The organism is Caulobacter sp. SRI_008 (assembly GCF_057586355.1).
Map to the genome: position 1 here is coordinate 1 of NZ_JBYCZS010000033.1, position 16,158 is coordinate 16,158.

12 protein-coding genes and 1 pseudogene are annotated in these 16,158 nt (G+C 69.3%); 7 read left to right on the forward strand and 6 right to left on the reverse strand.

Annotated features, from left to right (window positions below):
* Positions 1-247: 247 nt before the first annotated feature.
* Both AC2YHT_RS23015 and AC2YHT_RS23020 read left to right on the forward strand, forming a co-directional pair.
* Positions 248-451, forward strand: a pseudogene (locus AC2YHT_RS23015) (cold-shock protein); the annotation flags it as partial.
* Positions 452-580: 129 nt separating this feature from the next.
* Positions 581-775, forward strand: a complete 195-nt coding sequence (locus tag AC2YHT_RS23020; RefSeq protein ID WP_233245359.1) for a cold-shock protein — start codon at positions 581-583, stop codon at positions 773-775.
* Positions 776-1,025: 250 nt separating this feature from the next.
* Here AC2YHT_RS23020 and AC2YHT_RS23025 read toward each other — a convergent pair whose 3' ends face one another.
* Positions 1,026-3,326 carry an NADP-dependent malic enzyme gene (locus tag AC2YHT_RS23025; RefSeq protein ID WP_487292172.1) on the reverse strand — a complete coding sequence of 767 codons (2,301 nt, stop codon included), beginning with the start codon at positions 3,324-3,326 and terminating at the stop codon, positions 1,026-1,028.
* A gap of 413 nt (positions 3,327-3,739) precedes the next feature.
* On the opposite strand from AC2YHT_RS23025, the gene uraH reads away from it, so the two are divergent.
* The 5 genes from uraH to guaD all read left to right on the forward strand — a co-directional run bounded on the left by uraH (position 3,740) and on the right by guaD (position 10,381).
* Positions 3,740-4,087, forward strand: a complete 348-nt coding sequence (gene uraH, locus AC2YHT_RS23030; RefSeq protein WP_487292173.1) for a hydroxyisourate hydrolase — start codon at positions 3,740-3,742, stop codon at positions 4,085-4,087.
* Position 4,088: 1 nt separating this feature from the next.
* On the forward strand, positions 4,089-5,567 hold the full coding sequence (gene xdhA, locus AC2YHT_RS23035; protein WP_487292174.1) for a xanthine dehydrogenase small subunit: 1,479 nt from the start codon (positions 4,089-4,091) through the stop codon (positions 5,565-5,567).
* A complete protein-coding gene (xdhB, locus tag AC2YHT_RS23040) occupies positions 5,560-7,908 on the forward strand; it encodes a xanthine dehydrogenase molybdopterin binding subunit (RefSeq protein ID WP_487292175.1) in 2,349 nt (782 codons plus the stop codon). The genes xdhA and xdhB overlap by 8 nt, the downstream gene beginning before the upstream one ends.
* A 180-nt stretch (positions 7,909-8,088) precedes the next feature.
* Positions 8,089-9,111 (forward strand): xanthine dehydrogenase accessory protein XdhC, encoded by a 1,023-nt coding sequence (xdhC, locus tag AC2YHT_RS23045; protein ID WP_487292208.1) that lies wholly within the window; start codon positions 8,089-8,091, stop codon positions 9,109-9,111.
* Complete coding sequence (gene guaD / locus AC2YHT_RS23050) at positions 9,098-10,381, forward strand: guanine deaminase (protein WP_487292176.1); 1,284 nt, start codon at positions 9,098-9,100, stop codon at positions 10,379-10,381. The genes xdhC and guaD overlap by 14 nt, the downstream gene beginning before the upstream one ends.
* 125 nt (positions 10,382-10,506) lie before the next feature.
* Here guaD and AC2YHT_RS23055 read toward each other — a convergent pair whose 3' ends face one another.
* From AC2YHT_RS23055 to AC2YHT_RS23075, 5 genes are all read right to left on the reverse strand, one after another.
* On the reverse strand, positions 10,507-11,472 hold the full coding sequence (locus AC2YHT_RS23055) for a nucleoside hydrolase (RefSeq protein ID WP_487292177.1): 966 nt from the start codon (positions 11,470-11,472) through the stop codon (positions 10,507-10,509).
* A gap of 158 nt (positions 11,473-11,630) precedes the next feature.
* Entirely contained in the window at positions 11,631-13,817 is a 2,187-nt protein-coding gene (locus AC2YHT_RS23060) for a TonB-dependent receptor (protein WP_487292178.1), read from the reverse strand.
* Positions 13,818-14,038: 221 nt separating this feature from the next.
* Positions 14,039-14,440, reverse strand: coding sequence for an oxalurate catabolism protein HpxZ (gene hpxZ / locus AC2YHT_RS23065; protein WP_487292179.1), 402 nt, complete (start codon positions 14,438-14,440; stop codon positions 14,039-14,041).
* A gap of 8 nt (positions 14,441-14,448) precedes the next feature.
* A complete protein-coding gene (locus tag AC2YHT_RS23070; RefSeq protein ID WP_487292180.1) occupies positions 14,449-15,840 on the reverse strand; it encodes an AtzE family amidohydrolase in 1,392 nt (463 codons plus the stop codon).
* Positions 15,837-16,046, reverse strand: a complete 210-nt coding sequence (locus AC2YHT_RS23075) for an AtzG-like protein (protein WP_487292181.1) — start codon at positions 16,044-16,046, stop codon at positions 15,837-15,839. The genes AC2YHT_RS23070 and AC2YHT_RS23075 overlap by 4 nt, the downstream gene beginning before the upstream one ends.
* Positions 16,047-16,158: the final 112 nt, after the last annotated feature.

The following is a 16,158-nucleotide window of genomic DNA, read 5'->3' on the forward strand; positions in this document are numbered from 1 at the left end:
CTTTCCTGATAGACCAACAAGGTCGATGTCGTCCGGCGTCGGCCTTTTTTGACGCCGTCGCCTACCACCCATAGTGGTATTTTGGCGACAGCTGAGCCTCCGCGCGCGAATTTTTCTGGCCAGCGGCCGCTTCCCACCCATAATCTCCGTGCAAAGGGCGTAGCGCGTGCCGCAGTTTTGCGTCATGAGTTGCTGTGGAAGGACGCGGGCCGGCAATTGGCCCGTCGATTGAGGTTTTGAGGATAAGATGGCGAACGGTGTCGTTAAGTGGTTCAACCCGGCCAAGGGCTTTGGCTTCATTCAGCCCGAGGACGGCGGCCAGGACGTGTTCGTCCACATCGCCGCGGTTGAACGTTCGGGCCTGTCGGGTCTGAACGAAGGCGATCAAGTGGCTTATGAGCTGGAAGAGGACCGCCGCTCGGGCAAGACCTCGGCCGGCAACCTGCGCGTGACCGGCCATGGCGCCGTTCCGGCCGGCGGCGCGCCGCGTCGTCCGCCCCAGCGCAGCGGTGGCTATGACGCCCCGCGCGGCGGCGGCTACGGTGGCGGCGGCGGCACCGGCGAAGCCGGTACGGGCGTCGTGAAGTGGTTCAACAGCACCAAGGGCTTCGGCTTCATCCAGCCGGACAACGGCGGTGGCGACATCTTCGTGCACATCTCGGCCGTCGAGCGCGCCGGCCTGCGCGGCCTGAACGAAGGCCAGCAAGTCGGTTACGAACTCGAACAGGACCGCCGCTCGGGCAAGACCTCGGCCGGCAACCTGCGCATCCTCTAAGGGATCGGTCTTTCGGCTGGGCGCGGAGCGCCTGGCCGGCTGCCGACCTGGCGAATTAGGCCCCGTCGGGACCTGGCTTCTGTCGCTGCGACAGGGGCGGGTTCCGGCGGGGCTTTTTCGTGCGCGTTACACGCCCCTCGGATGGCCTTCCCGCCGGCCTGGCGACGCCCAAAAAGAATGGCGGCCTCCCTTGCGAGAGGCCGCCATCCAGATCGTGAGATCGCCGGCCCGAAAGCCGGGGGAGGCCTGATCAGCCCGCCTTGGCGGCCCGCTCGGCGGCGGCCTGGTTCACGGCCAGGGCGGTCATGTTGACGATGCCGCGGGCGGTGACGCTGGGCGTCAGCACGTGCACCGGCCGGCTCATGCCCAGCAGGATCGGACCGACCAGCAGGGCCTCGGTGGCGGCCGTCAGCAGGGTGAGCGCGATATTGGCCGCATCCAGGGTCGGCATGACCAGCAGGTTGGCCGAGCCCTTCAGGGTGCTGTCGCCGACCAGGCGGTCGCGCAGGGCCTGGGAGAGGGCGGCGTCGGCGTGCATCTCGCCGTCGACCTCGAGCTCGGGCGCGCCGGCGCGAACCAGCGCCAGGGCCTCGCGCATCTTGCGGGCGGTCGGCGAGTTGGAGGCCCCGAACGAGGAGTGCGACAGCAGCGCGGCCTTCGGCGTCAGGCCGAAGCGGCGCACCGATTCGGCGGCCAGCAGCGTCATCTCGGCCACCTGCTCGGCGGTCGGGTCGACATTGACGTGGGTGTCGCAGAAGAACAGCGTGCCGTTGTCGAGGATCAGCGACGACATGGCGTAGACCCGGCCGACGTTCTCGCGCTTGGGGATGATCGGCAGGACGTAGGTCATGTGCTGCCACCAGTCGCCGCTGCCGCCGACGAGGGCGGCGTCGACCTGGCCGGTCTGCAGCAGCATCGAGGCGGCCACCGTGCGGCGGCCCTCGACGCGGCGCTTGGCGGCCATCGGCGGCACGCCGCGGCGGCCGACCAGGTCCTGGTACTGGCCGATGATCGGCTCGAACAGCTCGCGGTCGGCCTGCGGGTCGAGGATCTCGACGGCGCCGCCCAGGTCGAGGCGCAGGCCCATCTCGGCGGCCTTGGCCTTGATCACCTCGCGGCGGCCGATCAGCACCGGCGCGGCGAGGCCCTCGTCGACCACGGTCTGCACGGCGCGCAGGACGCGCTCGTCCTCGGCCTCGGCATAGGCGACGCGGACCTTGGCGGCCTTGGTCGCCTTGCGGGCGCGTTCGAACACCGGGCGCATCAGCTGGCCCGAGCGGTAGACGAACAGCTCCAGCTCCGCGCGGTAGGCGTCGAAGTCGGCGATCGGGCGGGTGGCGACGCCCGACTCCATGGCCGCGCGGGCCACGGCCGGGGCGATCTGCAGGATCAGACGCGGATCGAACGGCTTGGGGATGATGTATTGCGGGCCGAACATCGGGGCCGCGCCGCCATAGGCCGAGGCGACGACTTCCGAAGCCTCGGCGCGGGCCAGCTCGGCGATGGCCTCGACGGCCGCCACCTTCATGGCCTCGTTGATCTCGGACGCGCCGACGTCGAGCGCGCCGCGGAAGATGAACGGGAAGCAGAGGACGTTGTTGACCTGGTTGGCGTAGTCGCTGCGGCCGGTGGCCATGATGGCGTCGGGACGCTGGGCGTAGACCAGTTCCGGCAGGATCTCCGGGTCCGGGTTGGCCATGGCCAGGATCAGCGGCTTTTCGGCCAGCAGCGGCAGCCACTCGGGCTTGAAGACGCGCGGGGCCGAGAGACCCAGGAAGATGTCGGCGCCGGGCAGCACGTCGGGCAGGGTGCGCGCGTCGGTCGGACGGGCGTAGCGGGCCATGTTGTCCGGCATGTCCGGATCGCGGCCGGCGTGGACCACGCCCTTGATGTCGGTGAGGGTGACGTTCTCGACCGGCAGGCCCATCGAGACCAGCAGGTCGACGCAGGCCAGGGCGGCCGCGCCGGCGCCCGAGGTGACCAGCTTGACGTCCTTCAGCTGCTTGCCTTGCACGAGCAGGGCGTTGCGGACGGCGGCGGCGCAGACGATGGCGGTGCCGTGCTGGTCGTCGTGGAAGACCGGGATGTTCATCCGCTCGCGCAGCTTGCGCTCGATGATGAAGCACTCGGGGGCCTTGATGTCCTCGAGGTTGATGCCGCCGAAGGTGGGCTCCAGGGCCGCGACGACCTCGATGAAGCGGTCGGGATCCTTGGCGTCGACCTCGATGTCGAACACGTCGATGCCGGCGAACTTCTTGAAGAGGACGGCCTTGCCCTCCATCACCGGCTTGGAGGCCAGCGGGCCGATGTCGCCCAGGCCCAGCACGGCGGTGCCGTTGGAGATCACGGCCACCAGGTTGCCGCGGGCGGTGTAGTCGCGGGCCAGATCCGGGTCCTCGGCGATGGCCAGGCACGGGGCGGCGACGCCGGGGGAGTAGGCCAGGGCCAGGTCGCGCTGGGTGGCCATGCGCTTGGTGGCCTCGATGGCCAGCTTTCCGGGTCGCGGCAGCCGGTGGTAATCCAGGGCGGCTTTACGGAAATCCTCGTCCATCGATCGGTCCTGTTCTGCGCAGCGCGTGGCGCGGGCCGTCTCTTTGTCGCGCTCCCGGGGTTGGGATTACGCACGCGGCCCGTCTGCCGGTGTTGCTACCGGGGTTGGCCGCGCTTTTCCAACCTTACGCAGCGTCCGCCGACCATTTTTTGCGATTCTGCGTCCGTTTGGCTTCGGGTGGGGTCGGCGGGGCGACGCAACGGGCGCGGCTGGTAAGTAATAAAAGACTTATATACGCTCAATCGGCGGGCGCCGGTCGCTGCCTGGCTGGGCGAACCGGCCGCGAACCCGCCACGCGCGGACGGTCAGGCGGCGGCGAGGCTGGACAGCGGGCGCGCGCGGTCCCAGCCTTCATCAACCTCTTAGGAGAGGTCGAAAGAGCGTATGATGACCCCGATCCCGCAGGACCAAGCATGAGCGGCCTGACGACCCACATCCTCGACACCGCCGCCGGCCGCCCGGCCGCCGGGGTGGCGGTGCGCGTCTATCGCCGGGTGGAAGGCCCGCCGGCGCTGCTGCTGGCGACGGCCACCGACGCCGACGGCCGCGCGCGGCTGGTCGAGGGCGAGGCCCTGGCGGTCGGCGGCTATCGCCTGGAGTTCGAGATCGCCGCCTATTTCGCCGCCAGCGGGGCCAAGGTCTCCGACCCGCCGTTCCTCGACGTGGTGACCATCGATTTCGCCGTGGCCGATCCGGCCCAGCACCACCACGTGCCGCTGCTGGTCTCGCCGTTCGGCTATTCGACCTACCGGGGCAGCTGAGATGGGCGGGACGATCCGGTTCCTGCTGAACGGCGAGGCCCGGGAGGCGGCGGGCGTCGATCCGACCACGACCCTGCTGGAGCACCTGCGCGGGCCGCTGCGTAAGACCGGGACCAAGGAAGGCTGCGCCGAGGGCGACTGCGGCTCGTGCACCGTGCTGGTCGGCGAGCTGACCACGGGCGACGACCTGGCGCCGGTGCGCTGGCGGGCGGTCAATTCCTGCATCCAGTTCCTGCCGATGCTGGACGGCAAGGCGGTGATGACGGTCGAAAGCCTGGCGACTGGAAGCTCGGGCGCCTGCGCCGGCAAGCCGCATCCGGTGCAGCAGGCGATGATCGACAAGCACGGCTCGCAGTGCGGCTTCTGCACGCCGGGGATCGTGATGTCGCTGTACGGCCGCGCGCTCGGGGCCTGCGGGGCGGGGGCGCCGGTCGAGGACGTGCTGGCGGGGAACCTCTGCCGCTGCACCGGCTATGGCCCGATCCTGGAGGCGGCGCGCGAGGTGGTGCGCGAAGAGGCGCCGGACGTTGCCGGTCCGCTGAAGGCGATCCAGCGCGAGACCATGTTGAGCCTGGCGCACGAGGATCCGGTGCGGGGCGCCACCCGCCGCTGGCTGGCGCCGCGAAGCCTGTCCGAGCTGGCGGTCGCCGCCGAGGCCAATCCGGACGCGGCCTTCGTGGCCGGAGCGACCGACGTGGGGCTGTGGGTCACCAAGCTGCGCAAGCCGCCCCAGACCCTGATCGACATCGGCCGGGTGGCCGAGCTGAAGACCATCACCCGGGTGGGCGACGCTTTGCGGATCGGGGCGGGCGTTCGCTATGTCGATGCGATCGAGACCCTGGCCGGTCGCTATCCGAGCCTCGGCGAGATGATGCGGCGGCTGGGGTCGACCCAGGTGCGCAACAGCGGCACGATCGGCGGCAACATCGCCAACGGCTCGCCGATCGGCGACATGCCGCCGGCCCTGATCGCGCTGGGCGCCACGCTGGTGCTGCGCCGGGGCGAGCAGACGCGCGAGATCCCGCTGGAAGACTTCTTCGTCGCCTACGGCCAGCAGGACCGGCAGCCGGGCGAGTTCGTCGAGGCGGTGATTGTGCCGCGCGGCCCGGCGGGGCAGATCTTCAAGGTCTACAAGCTCTCCAAGCGCTTCGACCAGGACATCTCGGCCGTCTGCGCGGCCTTCGCGATCACGGTCGTGGATGGCGTGGTGGTCGAGGCGCGGGTGGCGTTCGGCGGCATGGCCGGCACGCCCAAGCGGGCCGACGCCTGCGAGGCGGCCCTGGTTGGCGGGCCGTGGAATCCCGAGACGATCGACGCCGCGGCCGCCAAGCTGGACGAGGACTACACGCCGCTGTCGGACATGAGGGCCTCGGCGGGCTATCGTGCGCGCACCGCGAGGAACCTGCTGGTCCGGGCCTATCTGGAAAGCGCCGAGCCGGGCGTGGCGACCAGCGTACTGGCGGAGGCGGCCCATGGCTGATTCCGGAGCCGCGCTGAAAGTCACGCCCTTCGTGGGCGTGCACGCCTCGGTCCCGCACGACAGCGCCCTGCGCCACGTGACGGGCACGGCGATCTATGTCGACGACCTGCCCGAGCCGGCGGGCCTGCTGCATGTGCATCTGGGCATGAGCACCAGGGCTCACGCGCGGATCGTGTCGATGAACCTCGACGCCGTGCGGGCCTCGCCCGGCGTGGTCTGCGTGCTGACCGCTGCCGACATTCCCGGCGAGAACGACGTCAGCCCGGTGATCCACGACGACAGGCTCTTTGCGCAAGGCGAAGTCTATTGCGTGGGCCAGAGCCTGTTCGCTGTGGCCGCCACCTCGATCACCGCCGCGCGGGCGGCCGCCGCCAAGGCCGTGGTGGAGTACGAGGACCTGCCGGCGGCGATCACGATCGGCGAGGCCGAGGGGCTGGACCTGAAGATCGAGGCCAGCCAGCGGATGGCGCGGGGCGACGCCGAGGCGGCTATCGCCGCCTCGGCCAATCGGGTTCGAGGCCGCCACGCCATCGGCGGCCAGGACCACTTCTATCTGGAAGGCCAGGCCTCGCTGGCGACGCCGCGCGAGGAGGGCGACGTCCACGTCTGGTGCTCGACCCAGCACCCGACCGAGGTGCAGCACCTGATCGCCCGCGTGCTGGGCCGGCCGGATCATGCGGTGACGGTGGAGGTGCGCCGCATGGGCGGCGGCTTCGGCGGCAAGGAGACGCAAGCCTCGCTGTTCGCGGCGGCCGCGGCCCTGGTGGCGGTGAAGACCGGCCGCCCGGCCAAGTGCCGGCCCGACCGCGACGAGGACATGGTCATGACCGGCAAGCGACATGACTTCGAGGTGGAATACGACGTCGGCTTCGACGACGAGGGGCGGCTGCTGGGTATCCGGCTGGAGCTGGCCTCGCGCTGCGGGGCGACCACGGATCTTTCGCCGGCCATCAACGACCGGGCGATGTTCCACGCCGACAACGCCTACTACCTGCCGGCGGTCGAGATCGTCTCGCACCGCTATCGCACCCACACCGTCTCCAACACCGCCTTCCGGGGCTTCGGCGGACCGCAGGGCATGGCGGCGATCGAGCGGGTGATGGACGCGGTGGCCCAGGCGACCGGCCTTGACCCATTGGAGGTGCGCAGGCGCAACCTCTATGGCGCCTATGGAGAAGGAGGCGGCCGCAACCTGACGCCCTACTATCAGGTGGTCGAAGACAACGTCGCGCCGGAGCTGATCGAGGAACTGGCCAAGTCCTGCGACTATGCCGCCCGGCAGCAGGCGGTGGCTGCGTTCAACGCGGCCAATCCGATCCTCAAGAAGGGCCTGGCGCTGACGCCGGTGAAGTTCGGCGTCTCGTTCACCACCACCCACCTGAACCAGGCAGGCGCCCTGATCCACATCTACGCCGACGGTTCGATCATGCTGAACCACGGCGGCACCGAGATGGGGCAAGGGCTCTATCTGAAGATGGCGCAGGTGGCGGCCGAAGCCTTCCAGGTTCCGCTCGACCGCGTGAAGATCACCTCGACCACGACCGACAAGGTGCCCAACACCTCGGCCACGGCCGCCTCGTCGGGAGCGGACCTCAACGGCATGGCGGTGCTGGACGCGGCGGGTAAGCTGAAGGGGCGGCTGGTCGCCTTCGCGGCCGAGAAGTGGGACGTGGATCCCTCGCAGGTGGCTTTCACGCCCGAGGGGGTGAAGATCGGCGGCGAGACGGTGAGCTTCCCCGACCTCTGCCGGCAGGCCTATCTGGCGCGGATCTCGCTGTCGGCCACCGGCTTCTACGCCACGCCCAAGATCACCTATGACCGCAAGACCCATCGCGGGCGGCCGTTCTACTACTTCGCCTATGGGGCGGCCTGCAGCGAGGTGGTGATCGACACCCTTACCGGCGAGAGCAAGGTGCTGCGCGCCGACATCCTGCACGACGTGGGCCGCTCGCTGAACCCGGCCATCGACCTTGGCCAGGTGGAGGGCGGCTTCATCCAGGGCATGGGCTGGCTGACGACCGAGGAACTGGTCTACGACGCCAAGGGCGTGCTGAAGACCCATGCCCCTTCGACCTACAAGATCCCGACGGCGAGCGACCGGCCGCGCGTGCTGAACGTCAAGCTCTGGGAGCCCGGCCGCAACGCCGAGCCGACCGTCCACCGCTCCAAGGCCGTGGGCGAGCCGCCGCTGATGCTGGCGATCTCGGTGTTCAGCGCCATCACCCGGGCGGTGGCGGCGGTGGGTGATCACAAGGTGATGCCGAACCTGGACGCGCCGGCGACGCCAGAGGCGGTGCTGACGGCGGTCGAGGATGTGCGGAGAAGGGCGGTCGATGCGTAGGGCGCGCGCCGTTTTTTTCAAACCTCTCCCAGAGGGAGAGGGAGGGGCCCACGCCGTCAGGCGTGGGAGGGTGAGGGGGTACACCCCTGGCCGTCTTACCCCCTCACCCTCCCACCGCTTCGCGGCGGGCCCCTCCCTCTCCCCATGGGAGAGGTTTGATTTTGTGGGAGAGGCGTCGTGCTGAGCGCCCACAAGAACTGGGCCCGCGCCGCCCTGTCGCGCCTCGACGCTCACGACCACGCCGCCCTGGTCACCGTGCTGGCCACCGAGGGCTCGGCGCCGCGTGAGGCCGGGACCAAGATGGTGGTCTGGGAGGGCGGGCAATCGGGAACGATCGGCGGCGGCAATCTGGAGCACCAGGCGACCAGCCAGGCGCGGCGGATGCTGACCGGCTCCCAGGCCGCCTTCGCCATCCAGGACTATCCGCTGGGGCCGCTCTTGGCCCAGTGCTGCGGCGGCCGGGTGCGGCTGATGATCGAGCGGGTCGAGGCCGCCAGCCGCGACTGGCTGACCGAGGCGGCCCGTCGGATGGACGCCGACCAGCCGTTCGAGCTGCGCACGCGGTTCGATCCGGGCCTGCTGACCAAGACGATCGCGCCGATCGCCGCCCTGGAGGCCGATCCGCCGGCCGTGGTGCTGGGCGGGGCGCCGGCGGCGGCGCGCGGCAAGCGGCCCGACCTCGGCGACGAACTGGTCGAGCGCAGCGAGAGCCCGCGTCGGCCGGTGCTGCTGTTCGGGGCCGGCCATGTGGGCCAGGCGATCGCGCGGGCCTTCGCGCCCCTGCCGTTCAAGCTTTTCTGGTACGACAGCCGGCCCGAGGCCGCCGAGGTTCCGGGCGTGGTGGTGCGCGAACCGGCCGAGCTGGCGGCCCTGGCCATGGGCGCTTCGCGTGACGCCTACGGCCTGATCCTGACCCACGACCACGCCCTGGACTACGCCCTGGCCTCGGCCGGGCTGGCCGGCGGCGGCTTTGACTATCTGGGCCTGATCGGCTCCAAGACCAAGCGGGCGCGGTTCATGCACCGGCTGCGCGACGACGGCTTTTCGGCGGTGACGCTGAACCGCCTGACCTGCCCGATCGGCCTGCCGGGGCTGAAGAGCAAGGCGCCCGAGGTGATCGCCGTCTCGGTGGCCGCCGACCTGCTGATGCGGCTGGAAGCCGCTCAGGCCAGTAACGACGAGGGTTCAGTTGCGAGCGTTTAGGGCGTCGATCCTCCACCTGCTGGAAGATCCGACCAAGAGCGGGGAAGCGATCGGCTTTCACGAAGACGGGCTGCTGGTCGTCGACCAGGGCAAGGTCGTGGCGTGCGGCGACTATGCCGACCTGGCCCCGGTCTATGCCGATGTCCCGGTCGAGGACCTGACCGGCTGCTGGATCACGCCGGGCTTCATCGACACCCACATCCACTTCCCGCAGGTCGACATCGTCGCCGCCCATGGGGCGCAACTGCTCGACTGGCTGGAGCAGCACACCTTCCCGGCCGAGGCGGCCTTCGCCGATCCGGACCATGCGAAGGAAGCGGCCGGCTTCTTCGTCGACGAGCTGCTGCGCAACGGCACGACCACGGCCCTGGTGTTCGGCTCGGTGCACAAGGGCTCGGTCGAGGCGCTGTTCGCGGAAGCCTATGCGCGCGACATGCGGCTGATCGCCGGCAAGACCCTGATGGACCGCAACGCGCCTTTGGGCCTGACCGACACGGTCGAGACCGCCCGCGCCGACATGGAAAGCCTGATCGCCGACTGGCACGGCAAGGGGCGGCTGGGCTACGCCGTCACCCCGCGCTTCGCCATCAGCTGCACCGACGCCCAGCTGGAGATGGCCGGAGAAGTGCTCGCCGAGCATCCGGGCGTCTGGATGCAGACTCACCTGTCCGAAAACCCGCGCGAGATCGACGAGACCGCGCAGCTGTTCCCGGGCGCTGCCGACTATCTCGACGTCTACGAGCGGTTCGGCCTGGTGCAGAAGCGCTCGGTCTTCGCTCATTGCGTCCACCTAGCTGGCGAGGCGTTCCAGCGGCTGGCGGCCAAGGATGCGGCGGTGGCCTTCTGTCCGACCTCGAACCTGTTCCTCGGCTCGGGCCTGTTCCCGCTGGACGAGGCCTGTTCGCATGGCGTGAAGGTGGGCATGGGCACCGACGTCGGGGCCGGCACGACCTTCTCGATCCTTCACACCCTGGGCGAGGCCTACAAGGTGGGGCAGCTGCGGGGCTCGGCGCTGGATCCGTTCCAGGCGTTGTACCTGGCCACCCTGGGCGGGGCGCGGGCGCTGGATCTCGACGACCGCATCGGCAATCTGGCGCCCGGCAAGGAAGCCGATTTTCTGATGCTGGACCTCGCCGCGACCCCGCTGCTGAAGAGGCGGCTGGCGGCGGCCAAGGGGCTGGAGGACCGGCTGTTCGCCCTGACCGTGCTGGGGGATGACCGCGTCGTGGCGCGGACGTACCTGGCCGGGGTGGAGCGGCATCGCAGATAGGGAAAAGGCCGCGCGATGCGCGGCCCCCTCCGGCCCTCCGGGCCACCTCCCCCAGAGGGAGAGGATTTTTTGCGGCGTAGATGCTCCCCCTTTGGGGGAGCTGTCGGCGAAGCCGACTGAGGGGGTTAAGCCACCACCCCATTCATCGTCCGCGCATAGAGCGCCAGCAGGCGATCCGCGTCCACGGCGATCGCCGCGCTGTGGATCGGCTGGTCGTCCCAGGCCGAGGGACCGTAGAGCTCGCCTTCCACCTTCTGCAGGGTCTGGCCGAGCGCGATGCCCTCGGTGACCACGCGGACCGAGCCGCGGCGGACCTCGAACAGGCTCTCGTCGATGACATAGGCCACGGCGGCGGCGTCGTGGACGCAGCAGCCGACGATGCCGTCGCGGCCGCCGTAGAAGGCGGCGTAGGGCTTGGAGATGGCGTTGAGGAACTGGCCCGCCGGACCGGCCGAGGCTTCCAGGGCCTCCATGAAGTCGGGGCTCATGATCACCTGGGTGGTGACGTCCAGGCCGATGACGGCGACGTGCCAGGGCGCGGTGAAGACGCGGTCGGCGGCTTCCGGATCGTTCCAGATGTTGGCCTCGGCCACCGGGGTGACGTTGCCCGGCTTGCCGGCGACGGCGAAGGCGCCGCCCATGATCACCACGCCCTTGAGCAGGGTCGCCACTTCCGGATCGGCTTCGAGCGCCAGGGCCAGGTTGGTCAGTGGGCCGACGGCGACCAGGGTGATCTCGCCGGGATTGGCGCGGGCCAGGTCGATGATCGCCTGGTGGGCAGGCTTGGCTTCCGGCTGGGCGGGAACCAGGCCCGTCAGCTCGACGTCGCCCAAGCCGTTCTCGCCGTGCACGAAGGTGGGCGAGGGATTGCGCGGGCGGACGAGCGGCTTGTCCGTGCCCTTGAAGATCGGCGCGGTGAGGCCGAAGCGGTCCTTCAGATAGAGGGCGTTGCGGGTGGTGGTGTCGATGTCGGCGTTGCCGAACACGGTCGTCACGGCCACCAGGTCGAGGGCCGGGCTGGCCTCAATGAACAGCAGGGCCATGGCGTCGTCGATGCCGGGATCGGTGTCGAAGATGATCTTGGTCGTCATCGGTGGGCGGAACTCTTCTCGTTGTTCTGCAAGCGCTTTTGGACGCCGTGAAAGCCGACCACCTTAGCCGCCGCCAGCGCCGCTAGCATGTCAAAACGACAACGGCCCGGGCGTTTTTCAACGCCCGGGCCGCCATCAGGTCAGTTTGTCGAGATTGCTTAGCGGCGGGCGCTCAGCGAGATGCCGACGATGCGCGGCTCGTTGACGAAGCTGGTCAGGTTGTTGAAGTCGATGGCGCCGCGCAGGTTCACCTCGTTGGTGATGTTGCGGGCGAACACGGCCACTTCATACGCGCCGTCGGTGCGGGCGTAGCCCAGCTTCAGGCCGCCTTCGAAGGTGTTCTTGCTGTTGTATTCCTTGCTCTCGTAGATGAGGAAGTTGGTGTAGCCCTGACGGAACCAGTCGGTCTGGGCGAACAGTTCGCCGCCGTCACCCACCGGCACGTTGTAGCGGGCCGAGAAGTTCAGGATGTATTCCGGCGCGTTCGGGAACGGGTTGCCGTCGACCAGGGCCTGGCTGGAGCCGTTCACGGGGTCGGTCACCGTGCACTGGGCGAAGGCGCAGGTGGCCACGGCCAGCGTCTTGTCCTTGATTTCGGTGTGGTTGTAGCTGTAGCCGGCGGTGACCAGCAGGTTCTGGGTCACCTTCCACTCGCCGTCGATCTCGAAGCCGTAGGCCTCGCCCTTCTTGGCGTTGATCAGACGGTTGGAGTTGCTGGTCCCGCCGATGGCGGTGAACTGCGGATCGTCGATCGTGTAGGTGAACACCGCGCCGTTCAGGCGGACGCGACGGTCGAACAGCTCGCTCTTCACGCCGGCTTCCCACGACAGGATGGTTTCCGACTGGGCGACCGAGGGCGGATTGCCGAAGGCGATGTCGCGACCCTGGATCGACGGGCCGCGGAAGCCGCGGGCCACCTTGCCGTAGACGCTGACGTCGTCGGTGACGGCGTAGAAGGCCGACAGGTCCCAGCTGGCCTGGCTGTCGGAGACCGACACCGGGGCGATCGCGCCGTACGGGTTCGACAGAACGGTCATGTCCTTGTCGTCGTCGGTCCAGCGGACGCCGGCGGTCACCTTCAGGGCGTCGGTGAACTGGTAGGAGCCCTGGCCGAACACGGCCCACGAGGTGTTCTTGTGCTCGAGCGTGGTGGCCGAGACGTAGAACGGGTTGGTCGTGACGGTGAAGGCCGACTTGAAGTAGTAGGCGCCGACCTGCCACGAGACCTTGCCGTCGGTGTCGCTGGCCAGGCGGACTTCCTGGGTGACCTGGTCCAGGTCGCCAATCGAGTCCTGGGTGTCGGAATCGAACGGGATGGAGCCCGGGCCGACGCCGGCCACGCCGCCGTCGATGTCGCCGCGGCTCAGGCCCTTGGCGGTCTCGTAGGCGCTGATCGAGGTCAGCTTCACGCCGCCGAAGTCGTGGTCGACTTTCAGCGAGACGCCGGTCGTGTCGTACTTCTGCGGGTTGTTGGCGCCGCCGTTGTAGCTGACCTTGTCGCGGTCGAAGTTGCCGTTAACGTCGTTGCTGCCCTTGGTGATGATGTTGGCGCGGAAGATGGCGGCCGTGCCGTCCAGCGACCGGGTGTGGACGTTGAACAGGACGTCGGTGTCTTCGCTCGGCGACATCAGGATCTGCAGGCGGGCGGCCTTTTCGTCGTAGCCGCCGATCGCGTCCTTCACCCCGGTGTAGGTGTTGTCGATGTAGTTGTCGCGGTGCTGGTACAGGCCCGACAGGCGGACGGCGACCTTTTCCGGAATGATGGCGCCGCCGACGCCGCCTTCGAAGGTGGTCGAGCCGTAGGTGCCGTAGGTGGCCGTGCCGTTGGCCTTGAACGTTTCGCTCGGCTTGACGCTGTCGAACTTGACGATGCCGGCGGTGGTGTTGCGGCCGAACAGGGTGCCTTGCGGGCCGCGCAGGACTTCGACCTGCTCGATGTCGTAGATCGGCGAGCTCTTGAGCACGACGTTCTCGAGGACGACGTCGTCCATGATTACCGAGACCGGCTGCGAGGCGGCCAGGTCGAAGTCGGCGTTGCCCAGGCCCCGGATGTAGAAGCGCGGGGCGGCGCGGCCGTTGGAGCTTTCGATGTAGAGGCCCGGCACGCGGCTCGACAGGGCGAGCACGTCCTCGCCGGCGGCGAAGATCGCGGCCAGCTTCTCGCCCGAGACGGCGGCGACGGAGACCGGCACGTCCTGGATGTTTTCGGAGCGCTTCTGGGCGGTGACGATCACGTCGTCGAGGGCGGTCGGCGCGTCCTGGGCGAGGGCCGGGGCCGCGACGGCGGCGGCCAGCAGGAGCACGCCGAAGGCGGCGCCGTTGCGCAGCTTGGCTTGGGTGGTCATTTCGAAATCCCCTTCGAACACCGGTGGAGGACCCGGTTGCGTGGGGTGCAATGCACAATGGCCGCGTCGAAATCAAAAGGCTTGATGACGACTCCGTCTCACTGGCGTGAAGTTTGTAGGGACCGTGTCACTATTTGACCACGCTGCGACAACGGCGCCCAAAACTAGGTCATAAGTCAGGACATACTTACTTATTGTCCTTGGGCGGAGTATCCGCGGGCCTATGGCGCAAGGCGTTGGTCGGCGCCGGCCTGGAGCAGGGAAACGTGCGCCGACACGATTTTCCAACCGTCTTCGGTGCGCAGCCAGGTCTGGCTCTGGCGACCGGACTGTTTTGCCCCGGTTCGCAGGAATTCGACGTTCGCGATCGCGAAATCGCGCCCAAAAGTGGTGATTTCCGTGCGCAGCCGATCGCGCAGCGGCGAGCCGCCGGTGCGTCCGATTCGAAAGGCGGCGATCTCTTCGAAGCCGTAGAGGTTCTCGGCCACGCCGTAGCGGACGGTCTCTGGCGCATCGCGGAAGAAGCCGTCCAGCGCCTCGACGTCGTTGGTCATCAGCGCGGTTTCATAGGCGTCGACCGCGGCGGTCACCTCGGCCAGGACGTCGGGGGCGTTGATGATCATCGGAACTCTCAAAGGCCTTGGCGAACGGGAGGACGGTGGGCGGCGATGACGCCGGCGCGTTCCAGGCGCAGGGCGGCGGCGAAGGCCAGGTCTTCGCGCCAGGCCGGGGCGATCAGCTGCACGCCGATCGGCGGCTTGCCGGGGCGGTTCACCGGCGCGGCGATCACCGGCAGGCCGATATAGCTGATCGGCTGGGTGTAGGCGCCGAGCGTCTTGCGCACCGAAACGGGAACGCCGTCCAGTTCCATGGTCGCCTGGCCGATCGGCGGGGCGGGGCAGGGCGTGACGGGGGCCAGCAGCAGGTCGAAGTCTTCGAACAGCCGGCGCGCCTCGTCGCGGAAGGCGGGGCGATAGCGGCGGGCGGCCTGCGCGACGTCGTCCGGCAGCAGGGCGCCGGCCAGCAGGCGGTCGCGCACGGCCGGGTCGTAGTCGAGGGCGCGGGTTGCCAGGTCGTCGAAATGCAGGCGCCCGCCCTCGGCGGCGGAAAGGGCGAAGGCGGCGGCGCGGGCGGCCTTGGCCCCCGGCAGCTCGACGCCGCGCCGGGCCTGGAGGGCGTCGGCGACGATCTCCAGCGCCTCGACCACTTCGGGGAAGGCGCCCTGCTGGAACCAGCCGCCCAGCACGCCGACGCGCAACGGCTGTTCGGCCAGGGCGTCGAGGCGCGCGGACAGGGGATCGGCGACCGGCGGCGACAGGTCGTCGAGCGGGTCCTCGCCCTGCAAGGCGTCATAGGCCAGGGCGAGGTCGGCGGCGGTGCGGGCGAACGGGCCGATGTGGTCCAGGCTGTGCACGAACGGGAAGGCCCCGGCGCGCGACAGCCGGCCCAGGGTAGGCTTCAGGCCGAACACGCCGCACAGGCCGGCGGGGATGCGGATCGAGCCGTTGGTGTCCGACCCCAGGGTGAGCGGCAGGAGCCCCCCCGAGACGGCGGCGGCCGACCCGCCCGACGAGCCGCCGGCGATCCGGGCCGGATCGTGCGGGTTGCGGGTGGGGCCGTCGTGGGCGTTCTCGGTGACGAAGCCGTAGGCGAACTCGTCCATGTTCAGCGCGCCGACCAGCACCGCGCCGGCGGCCTTCATCCTGGCGACGGCCGCAGCGTCGGCGCTCGCGGGGGCGGCGTCGCGGCGGATCTTGCTGCCGGCCAGGGTCGTATGGTCGGCCACGTCGAACAGGTTCTTGACCGCGAAGGGCGCGCCGGCCAGCGGGCCGGGATCCTCGCCGGCCGCCAGCGCCGCATCGATTGCGTCGGCCTGGGCCAGGGCCTCGTCCTCGAACACGGCGGTGAAGGCGTTGAACGGCTCGGCCTTGGCGGCGGCGATGGCCTTTTGAGCCTGTTCGCGGGCGGTGGTGCGACCCTCGCGTACGGCGCAGGTCACGGCCTGGGCGGTGTCGAAACTCATGGCGTGAAAGGCTCGACCGGCGCGTCGTCGTCGGTCAGGTCCGCAAAGAGAGCCGTCTGGTCGCGCAGCAGGGCGAGGTTCTCGGCGACGCCGGCGCGGCAGCTCTCGGGAATGCGCAGGCCGAGGTCGGCGCTGCGGGAGTCCAGATAGGCGGCGACCTTGGCGTCGGAGAGGTTTTGGAAGGCCGACAGATCGCCGCCCGACATGGGAAGTCACTCACGCTAGAAAGTAATTAGATACTTCATAGCGACCCTACGATAACGCCGCTAGGCCAGACGTTTCAAGGGGCTAGGAAGGATTGATCGTCCGCCGGATGCG

Coding starts and splice junctions, on each gene's coding strand:
- AC2YHT_RS23025 (WP_487292172.1), bottom strand. CDS start 3,326: ATGGACGAGGATTTCCGTAAAGCCGCCCTGGATTACCACCGGCTGCCG.
- xdhB (WP_487292175.1), top strand. CDS start 5,560: ATGGCTGATTCCGGAGCCGCGCTGAAAGTCACGCCCTTCGTGGGCGTG.
- AC2YHT_RS23075 (WP_487292181.1), bottom strand. CDS start 16,046: ATGTCGGGCGGCGATCTGTCGGCCTTCCAAAACCTCTCCGACGCCAAG.
- xdhA (WP_487292174.1), top strand. CDS start 4,089: ATGGGCGGGACGATCCGGTTCCTGCTGAACGGCGAGGCCCGGGAGGCG.
- uraH (WP_487292173.1), top strand. CDS start 3,740: ATGAGCGGCCTGACGACCCACATCCTCGACACCGCCGCCGGCCGCCCG.
- hpxZ (WP_487292179.1), bottom strand. CDS start 14,440: ATGATCATCAACGCCCCCGACGTCCTGGCCGAGGTGACCGCCGCGGTC.
- AC2YHT_RS23070 (WP_487292180.1), bottom strand. CDS start 15,840: ATGAGTTTCGACACCGCCCAGGCCGTGACCTGCGCCGTACGCGAGGGT.
- AC2YHT_RS23060 (WP_487292178.1), bottom strand. CDS start 13,817: ATGACCACCCAAGCCAAGCTGCGCAACGGCGCCGCCTTCGGCGTGCTC.
- AC2YHT_RS23055 (WP_487292177.1), bottom strand. CDS start 11,472: ATGACGACCAAGATCATCTTCGACACCGATCCCGGCATCGACGACGCC.